The organism is Desemzia sp. FAM 23989 (assembly GCF_045528345.1).
GTDB lineage: Bacteria > Bacillota > Bacilli > Lactobacillales > Carnobacteriaceae > Desemzia.
Window position 1 is genome coordinate 1 of the sequence record NZ_JBGQQT010000038.1, and the last position, 10,914, is coordinate 10,914.

A 10,914-nucleotide genomic window follows, 5' to 3' on the forward strand; every position below is an offset into this window, starting at 1 on the left:
TTAGTCACTTTAACCATAGCAGATTGGGGTTCTTTTTGTACACCCAAAGGGTGCGAATAAACGAAACAAAATAGACTGTTATAACAAGGTTTTTGAAGCGTTTTTGAAAAACTATGAATTATTCAGGAGCTATATGCTGAAAAAATTATATTGATTTTCTAGTTTTTTGTGAGTGAAGTAGTAAACAAGACTATTCTAAAAAATTGGGTGTCACACATTATCGTATTGCTAAACGATGTATTTATGCAAACGCGAGTTCGTTATTTCTTTACATATCGAACACACGTTCGTATAATAGGGTTAAAAGAGAACAAGAAGGTGTTTAAATTGGAGAATAAATCGAAAGAGAAAAATAGACTAATCAATCCAAATACCACTGGTTATAGAGATAGGAAAATGGCTAAGTGGCAAGGTTTGATACTGTCGGAGCATAATGAATTCGTAAAAGAAGAAAAACGTAAGCATGGAAAAGAAATTATAAAAAAAGAGAAACAGCCTGTAGAAGTTATCTATCCCTTAATTGACTATTCTTATAGTCAAAAGGTAACGGTAGCCATTCAATTAGATTGCTTATTTAATGGTAGATATGAAGATGATCTAGTAGGCGTCGTTGCTGGTTATTATGAGAATTACGTTTATATTCAAACGATGGAATCAGGAATAGTAGTGTGTGAGTTAGATTTGATACGCAATGTGGAAGAATATGATTGGACTAAATGGTTTAGAGTATAAAATGAGGACTGAAATGAGGTGTATGAATCATGATCAAGATGGACTATACCTATCAACCAAGGCGCGATATTCTATGCATTGACGTTAAGTCTTTTTTTGCTTCAGTGGAATCAGTTAAGCGGAAAATACATCCTTTAGACTCCTATATAGTCGTCATGAGCAATCCCGATTTAGAAGGAGGGTTAGTTTTAGCTGCTTCGCCACGAGTCAAAAAAGAATACGGCATCCGGACCGGTTCAAGACGTTTTGAAATACCAAAAAACTCAAAAGTCCAAATTGTTGAGCCTCGTATGGCTTTATATATAAAAGTTAATCGGATGATTAACCAGATTTTTCAAGAGTTTGTAGCTGAAGAAGACATACATATTTATAGTATTGACGAAAGTTTTTTAGACGTGACCAAATCACACGCACTTTACGGATCAACAAAAGAAATAGCGCGAAAAATACAATTCACTATTTTTCAGCGGTTAAAACTAGTGACGGCGATTGGAATTGGTGATAATCCCTTACTAGCCAAGTTAGCGTTAGATAATGAAGCGAAAAAAAATAAGTCGCAAATAGCGGTTTGGCATTATGAAGATGTTTCAGAAAAGGTTTGGAACATTCACCCAATAACAGAAATGTGGGGAATTGGAAAAAATACAGCAAGTAATCTTTATCAATTAGGGATAGATTCTGTTTATAGACTCTCTCAGTATGATGCGAAAGCTTTGAAACGAATTCATGGTGTTATTGGAGAGCAGCTCTTTTATCACGCTCATGGGATAGATCATAGTATTATTTCTGAAAAATATATTCCAAAGGCTAAAGGATTTGGTAAAAGCCAAATCTTAAAAAGAGATTATATAAATCAATATGAAATTGAAGTAGTTATCAGAGAAATGGCTGATGAAGTTGCAGCACGGTTAAGAAAACATCATGCTGAGACAGGAGTGGTTCACCTATCTATAGGCTATTCTAGAGAGATACTAGATAAAGGATTTAGTCACCAAATGAAAATTTATCCCACCTCGTCAAATACTAAAATTATAGAATCCTGTTTGCAGATATTCAGAACCTATTATAAAAAACAACCAGTACGTCAAATAGGAATACGATGTGGGAAAATTGATTATAAAAAAGAATTGCAGTTGAATTTGTTTGAAGATGCTGAAAAAACGATTCTTGCAGAAGATTTAGAGCTAGTTGTAGATAGAATTAGAGAAAAATACGGTTTTAGCTCTATAGTCCATGCAAGTAGCCTAACTAAAGGAGGGACAGCTATCCAGCGAAGTGGACTTGTTGGTGGTCATAAAGGATAGCAAAAGATATGGAAAAAATACACGAAGTGATACAAGATTACGAAGAAAACAGGATATCTTTAGAGGAATTACAAGAATTTATATGGAGTTTATCGGAGAGTAAACTAGAAACTATACCTGAAGATAGATTAATTTATTATTTATCTTTGAGTTACAAAAAAGCTGTACATGATAAATAAGCTAACCATGAGACTTAATAGTAAACCAATAAACTACACGTTTAGTGATCATAGTATTGACATTTTAAAAAATGTGTGTTATTGTATCTTAACAATAGAATAGCAAAACTTATTAAGAGAAAGTGGAGGGAATTGGCCCGATGATGCTTCAGCAACCGACCTTAAGGGAACGGTGCTAAATCCAACAAGTGTAAACTTGAAAAATAAGTAAAACATTCAGGCGAACACTTCTTAATTACTAAGTGGCGCTTTTTTTATTGCAAAATAATAAAAGGAGATGTTGTTGTAATGGAAGTAAGTGCAGTTGAAGTCAAAGATTACTTTGACGATCTAAAAAAAGTCATATTGGATCGACAATCCTATTGGGAGGAAGTTGATCCAAGACCACATGCTGTAGGTGTTTTAATCCGTAGGAAAAGATTGTCTTGGTACGAAGAAATTCTTCCTAAAATTGAAGAAACTATTGAAATACTAGAAAATATTCAGGAGGGGTTAAACTAATGAATTATGATAAATCAACTTATAAAGCCTTCTCTCTTAATGCAGAAGACTTAAAAGAAGTAGTTGAATTAGTAAATTGTGTTTCTGAAACGAACATTAATTATCTTGATAGACGTCAACTTCCGATAATCGCAATTAAATTTTTTAATGGAATAAAAAAAGATTATCAGGATTTAGAACAAGTTCTTCAACTTAAAAATACTTCAGATAACCCAATAATGGGCATCTCTGTTCTTTCTCCTTGGGGTGCTAATAGGATTGACTTTTTTTTTAACTCTGGCGGTATTGCTTATAGACTCGATTGCGCTGACGAAGAGAAATTTTACTTTTATCAAGCTAAAGCTGAAGAGTTAATTTCGTCTCTTTATGAAAACAAAATCTATAACGCTATTTTTACTACTGGCGCTATTTTCTTTTTCATATTTATACTTATCCATTTATTTATTAATACCATTTTATTAAACGCTCTAGAAACAAGTACATGGTATTCTATATTTTCTCTGTTCAGTGTTGCTATTTATTTTTTCTGTCTATGGATGTTTATGTGGAGAGAGAAAAAGCTATTTCCTCTAGCATTCTTTTTAATAGGTCGTGGAGTAGAAAGAAAAGAAAATAATATTAAAACTAGAAAAGCCTTGCTCACTTCTGTTCCATTTACTATTTTAGGATTCATTATTGAATCATTTCTTTAAACCAATCACTTAAAAACCTAATATAAAATTCAATAAAGTCTCACTAATCTCATCCTCATTGATCCCTATATAGTGCTTGGTGATTTTTTCGCTACTATGACCAAAGATTTCCATTAATGTGGCCACATCTTTGGTTTTTTTTTGTAATAGTGATATTCGAACGTCTTCCGCAGCGTGTGCGTGCCAATATCGTCTTTATCTAACAAACTGGCTGCCTTTTGGAACATTTAATAAACTATATTGACCTTTAAATGACTGCCTTTACTGCTAGGAAATAAATAATCTTCTGTAACCGAGTCTTTGGTGTAGTCCTGGATCAACTCCTGCAGGCTACTTAAATATAAAATGCGTGTTTTCCCGTTTTTTTGTTCTACAATGCGTGGATTCTTTGAGGGAATCACATCTTTTTTCTATAGTTTGACGATATCGGACATGCGTAAGCCACTGTTAATACCGATTAAAAATAAAAAGACATCGCGTTCAGCGTTTTTATTGCGCCTCAAACAGAATAAAAAGTCGTTGATTTCTTGCTGCGTTCTTAATGGTTGGACGTTATACGTCATTGAAAATGGCTCTCCTCTCAAAAAACGATGCATGATTTCGATTATTATACCACGAAATCATGTATTAGAGGGGGTTAGAAAAAAAGAACCCTATAGAGATAGGATTCGCGATACATGATTTTATCTAATTTCATGTATCCGAAACAATAAATTTTACTGGATATTCTCAATCTCTATCAATGCTTTAACTTCTTCTGGGTTTCCTGGTTCGATACGAACTTCATATGCTTGATCAATCATATCTTGAGTATATATACTCACATTTTCTTTATTTGTATCCTCTGGGATACTAGATTCCCAACGTAATGGCACGTTGTAAACAGTAATCGTTCCGTTGCCATTACTTTTATACGTTATAGATCCGTCAACTAAACGAGAGCCTGCTAATTGGATAACATCTGTAGGATAGTTAGCACTCACTTCATCATTTGGATTTATAGCTGTACCACTTGCTATTTTTCTAACATTCAATTCGCTTATAGCTTGATTTGGCCCAAGTTGTAACCAAATACGAGCATACTCAATTTGTTCATTAGTATATTCTGATAAAGGATTAGGATCTTCCTCTATAGGAGAATTTACATCTTCATTTTTAGTTGAAGAATCATCAGATGAAGGAGCAATAGATTGATCTGATTCATTTATTGTCGAATCTTCTGAAATAGAAGCTTTTTCTGAATCCTTTGTTTTATCTGTCGTTGATTCTATGGTAGAAGTTTTTTCTGAAGAAACAATGGTTGATTCTTCTTCGTTTGTATTGCTTGAACAACCGCCAATTGAAAGCAGAAGGACACTTAGAGAGATAAAAAAACTTTTTTTCATAAATAAATTCACTCCTTTAGTTGGCTACAAAAAAATTTTAGCATATAACAAGTTTTATAACTATACATTGACTATCTATATTGTAAAATAATGACCATCTAAAAAAACGTGCATTATATTATATTAATTATTCTTTAAGAATACACGTAAAATAAGGATTTCACTTGATACATAGTTAGTTTATTGCTTAACTATACTTGTAAGTATTTAAAAATACAAAAGAACGGAGGATCTTTTATGATGGCTCATTTTTTTGATTCATTCTGGTGGATGTTTGCAGGAGTTTTTATTACTGCAGGTGTTTTAATTACTTTAAATTTAATAAAAGTAATTAGTTTTAGGAAAGAACTTTCTTTAAAAGTAAAAATAACAGATTTAATCGTTCCGATAGGCTTATTAGTCCTTTTAGTGTTTGCAAATTTCTTTTCAGGCGTTTTATATGATCAATTTAATCTAGCTACAGATAACATGTTACTTATGCTAACTTTTTATTCAGGTGTCATATTTTTAATTCAAGTTTTTTACACATTTAAAAAAAATAACTAAAAAAAATGATTTACTGTTATTAATCAGTAAATCATTTTTTTAGCTTAATACATGATTCTATGTAGTTTATTGTATTCTAATAAATAAAACTACTAAGTTCTTTTGGCATATTTTATTCTATTAATAAAATAGTAAGTTTCCCACAAAAAACCAAGCAACAATAATGGTAAGAGGGCGATAGTAACTCCCGAATTTACAATGTAATGGATAAGAATACCCGGAATTAGTGATTTAATTTGTACGCGTAAGACAAACAGTATTAATCCAATTACAGCTGAAAAAAGGATCGCTTGAATTCCATTTCTAAAATGTAAACTAGCAAATAATAATATCGATATACAACCGCTAATGTAAGTGGGATAATTATTAAAACAAGCAGGAATGATTCCTCTAAATAATAATTCCTCTACCAATGGTGGCTGCATATAAATAAGATAATTTAATCCGACTAAACCAGGCAAAATGCTACTGTTCATACTTGTTTTTATGTAAATTATACTCCCTGTAAAAGTGAGTACTAACAAAATAGATAAAGCGATAGAATGTTTATTTAAAGTAAAGCCTATTACTTCTAAATAAGATTTAAAATTACTTCTATCCATAATAGCTGGTAGTAATAAGTATAAGACATAGCAGATACCTAAAATCCCCATATAGAAACCTAACATGTATCCTTCTTTTGAAAAAAGATGTTTTGCTAAAAAGGATGTTCCGAACACTATAAGCCACCAAGAAAAATACACTCCTATAGCAAATACTGGTTTTAGTTGTTTTTTCAATTTATACACCTCTCTTTTTTTCCAATTTCATGTATTAAAAATATTACTACATATTCTCAGTGATAAACTCTATTACTACAAAAAATAAAATCAGAAAGATGGATATTATAGATAATAAAAATATACTAAATAAGACTAATTTGCTTTTTTTATCAAAGGGGACATTTGACATCGAAAAAGCAACAATAAAAAGTCCGATACAACTTGTCACTAACCATATGGCCCCAGATATATGATTATAGTGATTAGGTATAATTAAAAAGTATGCGATCATACCGATTTGAATGACTAAAAAGCTTATCTTAGTAGTCTTTAATCTTTTTTCCAATGATATTCCTCCTAAAGTAATTACCTTTTAATTGCTCATGTTTTAACAAGTAAATTATACACTTGTTTAGATAAAATAAGTACATTATTTTAATAAGGTTCTGGATACGCTATTTTATCTAATTTCATGTATTGTTAAATAATAAAAAAATATTTGCTTACGCTATATTGTTATTTTTCTCTATTGGGACCCATATCTGCATTTGATATTCATTAGAATTAGTAACTTTTTCGGGGTAGAATTCTAAATCGACGTCTCCAGAATATGTATAACCACTTTCCGGGAAGAAGTTCTTCCACATATAATTCCACGCTTTATGTATTGAATCGGGGATTTTTCCATTACATGGGATGATAACAAATGTTGATGATTTTACCTGAATGACTTCAACAGGTAGATGGTTAACTTTATCTGGGTTTTCAACTTCCCACCCAGCCATATACTTAATTTTCCCATCATCTGTGATTCCATAGCATACTCCGAAGCTTCTTCCACTACTAAGATTTATTAAATCGTCAATTAAGTCAGAATGAGATAACTGATTCCAAAGAATTGAAATATCGGGATTCATGATAGTCGTTTCTATTGAAATACCAGCCACATAAAAAGCAGGAAGTACCTTTATTTCTATCGGAAGATTGTTCCCTCCTTCGACTGATAAATTTAATTCTAAAGAATTAAATAGGTTAATTGGAGCATCTTTACGGACTGCGGACGGAGTAGCCCCATGTTGTTTTTTAAAAGCAACAGTAAAAGCATCTGGCGTTTCATATCCATATTTTAAAGCAATCTCTAAAATATTATGTTGTGTGTGTTTAAGTTCAAAAGCAGCTCTTGTTAATCGTCTTTTTCGAATATAATCAGAAAGTGTGATATTAAAGAGCACTGGAAACACACGCTGTAAAGAACTGCTGCTTATACTCAAACCTTTACAAAGTTGAGTATAGTTTATGTCTTGGTCAATATTATTTTCAATGCGGTTTATAATCTCTAATAAATCATCCATTTTATACACTTCCTTTTGTAAGTATCATACTAGCATTGAAAAAGATTGTAAAATCCTAATTTTCTTGTACAGAAAATGACGGGAAAGAACTCGTGAAGAAAGATAGAATCTAATCAGGAGGTGTTAAAATGAATTCATTTATTGGAGATGTACCTTTATGCTACACTAACTCAGTCGCTATGGTGCTAAAGTCTTATGGGTATCATTTTCAACCTGAGTATATAGAAGCCCTAATGGTAATGGGTAATGGGGCAAGCTTTGTTGATAAGAATACAAAACACCCATTAGTTTTTTTTTGACAACGGACTACCCGATTTATCTATTAGTAACTCTTTAACTATGCTTGGATTCAATTATGAAGAATTTTACTTAACTGATATTGACGAAAATTCCATCGAACTTAGTAAGAAAAAATTAGAACAGTTTTTGAGAAGGGGGTCAGTTATTGTTGGTCCCTTAGATATGGGACACTTAAACTACAATCCAAATTCTATCAATCAAAGCGGAGTTGATCATTTTGTTTCAGTAACAAATCTAGAAAATGATTATATCTATTTACATGACCCTGCTGGTTATCCTTATATGAAAATGAGATTTGAAGAGTTTGTAAAAGCTTGGAGAGCCGAAGATGTTGATTATAAAAGAGGATCATTTTCAATGTGGGGAAATTTATACCGAACTAAAACACCCACTGCTAAAGAAATTTTTCATTGCGTATCAATTGTTATGAAAACTCGTTATGAACAGGGAGATACAAAAGTAATAGAGTATTACGCGAATGCGATTAAAACAAATGGTTTAAATCAACAGCAACAAAAAATTCATCACTATTTTAGTTTTCGATTAGCTTCTGCTAGAAATTTATATATGAGTGAGTTCCTTAAAGAATTTGACTTACCTAGAGCCGAAATTAAGGAGAAATTGGCTATTTCGTTTGGACAAGCACACTTGGACAGCATGAAAAAAGAATACACCAACTTGGCAAATACACTTATGGACATTGCTAAACTAGATGAACTATTTAGAACATTATGTATTCAATATAAAGGAGACTGATAATTATGGATAAAACCATTAATACAGAATTGGGGATTATACAAGAGGTTACTGTCGAAAAAATGAACTTTCTTTATATAGAAATACCGAATGATATAGACAATCAAAAAAAAGCTTGGCCCACATTTGAAGCCCGCTTTCCTTCTTTAACAGGCAGGAAAATGTATGGACTAGATTATGGAGAGAGCAAATTATACAGGGTATGTACACTCGTTCTGGAAAGTGATCATGGAGAATTATTTGGATTTGATCAATTCGAATTTGAGGGAGGAACTTATATACGATTACGCCTCAAATTTGATCCACCAGAACTATATGAAAAAATCGGTCCAGCTTATCAGTTATTAATTGGTCATTACGAAGAGGATATCAATTGGTCATTTCCATTTATAGAACACTATAAGGCAAAAAACATACTAGATATCATGATTCCAATTACAAAATGATAATATCGATTTTATTATACTTACTACACAATCAAAGATAGTGAATCGCCATATGACAGAATTAAGTAATAGTAAATTTCAAGTTTAAGTTAGCCACCTATTTTATCAAATGTATCTTTGCTTAAATAGTAGTGCTTTAATTGATTAATAGAAAGCCGATTGAACAAGTGACCTTTAAACGAGGAAGTATTTTATTCAACTGGGTGACTAACTTGAAATTTACGTTACAATAAAAGATAAAATACTATGTTTTTTTTAATAAAACCTATAGAACTCTGATTTGTATAATGAGTAATTCTATAATAATGTTGTGTTCAAATATAAAAAAAATAATCCTGTATAATTAGGATTCCTAACACACGATTTTATATCAATTCATGTTTCTTTTATTTTTGAGCTAGCATTCTCACATAGCTTTGATAATTCTTATTTCCACCAGATAAATTATAAACTTTTTTAAATCCATAATTTAATAACAAATTTTGAGACGCATTTCCAGTTACACCTTTATTACAATAAGTGACTGTTGCTACATCTTTGTCTAATTCTGCATTTCTTTCTCTCAGTTCAGCTAAAGGAACATGAATTGCTCCTTTGACATGTGATTTGTCAAAATCTTTTTTAGATCGTGTATCGATAATTTGTAATTTTTCACCACTAGTTTGGCGACTGATTAATTCAGCTGGTGTTAACAATGGGTTACGTTTTAATGCATTATCTAACGCCATACCGGTGTATAATATAGGATCTTTCGTTGTCGCAAATGGTGGAGCGTAAGCCAAATCTAAATGGAATAAATCTTCTGCTTTTGCTTTAAAGGTGATGGCTGTTGCGATTACGTCGATTCGTTTATCTACGCCACCTTGACCAATAGCTTGTGCGCCTAAAATGCGACCAGTTTCTTTATCCGCTAATGCTTTGATCGTTAATTCTTTCCCACCAAGATACTGAGCATGATCTGGTTTGATATTATACAAAACTTCAACTTCATAGCCTTCAGTTTTGGCTTCTTTTTCGGTTAATCCTGTTTGTCCAACATGTAGGTCAAAGATTCTGAAAATCCCTGTTCCTAAGACACCTCTGTGCTCTAAATCTCCACCAGTAATCACGTCTCCAGCAATCCGTCCCATTTTATTCGCTGTTGAGCCTAATGGACGATAGATGGGTTTTCCAGTGATAACAGAGAAGCTTTCGGCAACGTCTCCAACTGCGTAAATATCTGGAAGATTGGTTTGCATTTTCTTATTCACCGCAATTGCTCTTGAAGCACCAAGTTCTACGCCGATTTCTTTAGCTAATTCAGTATTCGGGCGTACACCTGCAGACAAGATAACGATATCAGTTTCAATCGTAACGCCATTTGTAGTAACGACTCTCTCTACTGACGTTTCTCCTTCAATTGTTTTTACCGTGTCGCTGAGGATTAAATTAACACCTTTTGCACGCATATGCTCTTCTACACGGAAAGTCATATCTGCGTCCATAGGAGGCATAACTTGATCTTCTAATTGAACGATTGTTACTTCTAATCCTTTATGGACTAATTGTTCTGTCATTTCTAAACCAATAAATCCAGCACCAATAATCAATGCTTTTTTAGGTTGTTTAGTTGAATAGGCTCCAATATCTCGTGCGTCTTGAATATTTCGAACTTGGAACACGTTATCATATTCTTTTTGATTAAATGGCGGTGGAGTGAATGGAGAAGCCCCAGTTGCAAAGACTAATGCATCGTAATTTTCTATTTTCTTTTCTCCAGAAACAAGATCCGTCACTTCTAACTGTTTGTTGGTTTGATCAATATGTGTCACTTTATGCTCGGTGAAAACTGATACATTGTATCTCTTTTTAAACCATGCTGCATTTCTAGGAGTTAAGGCACTTAACTCTTCTACTTCTCCACCAATGTGATAAGGAATACCGCAAACAGAATAAGAAATATCTTTTCCTTGATCGTACA

At 32.5% G+C, this 10,914-nt stretch carries 12 protein-coding genes, 2 pseudogenes and 1 riboswitch; of the genes and pseudogenes, 8 read left to right on the forward strand and 6 right to left on the reverse strand.

Annotated features, from left to right (window positions below; translation table 11 throughout):
* Positions 1-396 precede the first annotated feature (396 nt).
* From ACEN36_RS12675 to ACEN36_RS12695, 5 genes are all read left to right on the forward strand, one after another.
* Positions 397-732, forward strand: a complete 336-nt coding sequence (locus tag ACEN36_RS12675; RefSeq protein ID WP_407097606.1) for a hypothetical protein — start codon at positions 397-399, stop codon at positions 730-732.
* 29 nt (positions 733-761) lie between these two features.
* Positions 762-2,036, forward strand: a complete 1,275-nt coding sequence (locus ACEN36_RS12680) for a Y-family DNA polymerase (RefSeq protein ID WP_407126848.1) — start codon at positions 762-764, stop codon at positions 2,034-2,036.
* Between the two features lie 8 nt (positions 2,037-2,044).
* Positions 2,045-2,215: a hypothetical protein gene (locus ACEN36_RS12685; protein WP_407126850.1), complete on the forward strand. Its 171-nt coding sequence runs from the start codon at positions 2,045-2,047 to the stop codon at positions 2,213-2,215.
* Between the two features lie 106 nt (positions 2,216-2,321).
* A riboswitch (SAM riboswitch) is annotated at positions 2,322-2,425 on the forward strand.
* 78 nt (positions 2,426-2,503) lie between these two features.
* Positions 2,504-2,716 carry a hypothetical protein gene (locus ACEN36_RS12690; protein ID WP_407126851.1) on the forward strand — a complete coding sequence of 71 codons (213 nt, stop codon included), beginning with the start codon at positions 2,504-2,506 and terminating at the stop codon, positions 2,714-2,716.
* Positions 2,716-3,408 (forward strand): hypothetical protein, encoded by a 693-nt coding sequence (locus ACEN36_RS12695; protein WP_407126853.1) that lies wholly within the window; start codon positions 2,716-2,718, stop codon positions 3,406-3,408. Before ACEN36_RS12690 ends, ACEN36_RS12695 begins: the two co-directional genes overlap by 1 nt.
* A 9-nt stretch (positions 3,409-3,417) precedes the next feature.
* Here ACEN36_RS12695 and ACEN36_RS12700 read toward each other — a convergent pair.
* Both ACEN36_RS12700 and ACEN36_RS12705 read right to left on the reverse strand, forming a co-directional pair.
* A pseudogene (locus tag ACEN36_RS12700) lies at positions 3,418-3,971 on the reverse strand (tyrosine-type recombinase/integrase).
* A 153-nt stretch (positions 3,972-4,124) separates the two neighbouring features.
* A complete protein-coding gene (locus tag ACEN36_RS12705; RefSeq protein ID WP_407126855.1) occupies positions 4,125-4,793 on the reverse strand; it encodes a hypothetical protein in 669 nt (222 codons plus the stop codon).
* Between the two features lie 237 nt (positions 4,794-5,030).
* On the opposite strand from ACEN36_RS12705, the gene ACEN36_RS12710 reads away from it, so the two are divergent.
* The gene (locus tag ACEN36_RS12710; RefSeq protein WP_407126857.1) at positions 5,031-5,339 is read left to right on the forward strand and encodes a hypothetical protein; all 309 of its coding nucleotides are present in this window, start codon (positions 5,031-5,033) and stop codon (positions 5,337-5,339) included.
* A 92-nt stretch (positions 5,340-5,431) separates the two neighbouring features.
* On the opposite strand, the gene ACEN36_RS12715 is transcribed toward ACEN36_RS12710, so the two are convergent.
* From ACEN36_RS12715 to ACEN36_RS12725, 3 genes are all read right to left on the reverse strand, one after another.
* Positions 5,432-6,118 carry a CPBP family intramembrane glutamic endopeptidase gene (locus ACEN36_RS12715; protein ID WP_407126859.1) on the reverse strand — a complete coding sequence of 229 codons (687 nt, stop codon included), beginning with the start codon at positions 6,116-6,118 and terminating at the stop codon, positions 5,432-5,434.
* A gap of 46 nt (positions 6,119-6,164) precedes the next feature.
* Positions 6,165-6,446, reverse strand: a complete 282-nt coding sequence (locus tag ACEN36_RS12720) for a hypothetical protein (RefSeq protein ID WP_407126861.1) — start codon at positions 6,444-6,446, stop codon at positions 6,165-6,167.
* 157 nt (positions 6,447-6,603) lie between these two features.
* Entirely contained in the window at positions 6,604-7,452 is an 849-nt protein-coding gene (locus ACEN36_RS12725) for an AraC family transcriptional regulator (protein WP_034537914.1), read from the reverse strand.
* 128 nt (positions 7,453-7,580) lie between these two features.
* Between ACEN36_RS12725 and ACEN36_RS12730 the strand changes: the two are divergent.
* Both ACEN36_RS12730 and ACEN36_RS12735 read left to right on the forward strand, forming a co-directional pair.
* Positions 7,581-8,508, forward strand: a pseudogene (locus ACEN36_RS12730) (DNA repair protein RadC).
* Between the two features lie 5 nt (positions 8,509-8,513).
* Complete coding sequence (locus tag ACEN36_RS12735; protein WP_034537918.1) at positions 8,514-8,954, forward strand: hypothetical protein; 441 nt, start codon at positions 8,514-8,516, stop codon at positions 8,952-8,954.
* A 386-nt stretch (positions 8,955-9,340) separates the two neighbouring features.
* Here the strand turns inward: ACEN36_RS12735 and ACEN36_RS12740 are convergent.
* The coding region (locus tag ACEN36_RS12740; RefSeq protein ID WP_407126864.1) for an FAD-dependent oxidoreductase at positions 9,341-10,914 on the reverse strand (1,574 nt) is incomplete at its 5' end.

Coding starts and splice junctions, on each gene's coding strand:
- ACEN36_RS12735 (WP_034537918.1), top strand. CDS start 8,514: ATGGATAAAACCATTAATACAGAATTGGGGATTATACAAGAGGTTACT.
- ACEN36_RS12695 (WP_407126853.1), top strand. CDS start 2,716: ATGAATTATGATAAATCAACTTATAAAGCCTTCTCTCTTAATGCAGAA.
- ACEN36_RS12725 (WP_034537914.1), bottom strand. CDS start 7,452: ATGGATGATTTATTAGAGATTATAAACCGCATTGAAAATAATATTGAC.
- ACEN36_RS12705 (WP_407126855.1), bottom strand. CDS start 4,793: ATGAAAAAAAGTTTTTTTATCTCTCTAAGTGTCCTTCTGCTTTCAATT.
- ACEN36_RS12680 (WP_407126848.1), top strand. CDS start 762: ATGATCAAGATGGACTATACCTATCAACCAAGGCGCGATATTCTATGC.
- ACEN36_RS12710 (WP_407126857.1), top strand. CDS start 5,031: ATGATGGCTCATTTTTTTGATTCATTCTGGTGGATGTTTGCAGGAGTT.
- ACEN36_RS12685 (WP_407126850.1), top strand. CDS start 2,045: ATGGAAAAAATACACGAAGTGATACAAGATTACGAAGAAAACAGGATA.
- ACEN36_RS12690 (WP_407126851.1), top strand. CDS start 2,504: ATGGAAGTAAGTGCAGTTGAAGTCAAAGATTACTTTGACGATCTAAAA.
- ACEN36_RS12675 (WP_407097606.1), top strand. CDS start 397: ATGGCTAAGTGGCAAGGTTTGATACTGTCGGAGCATAATGAATTCGTA.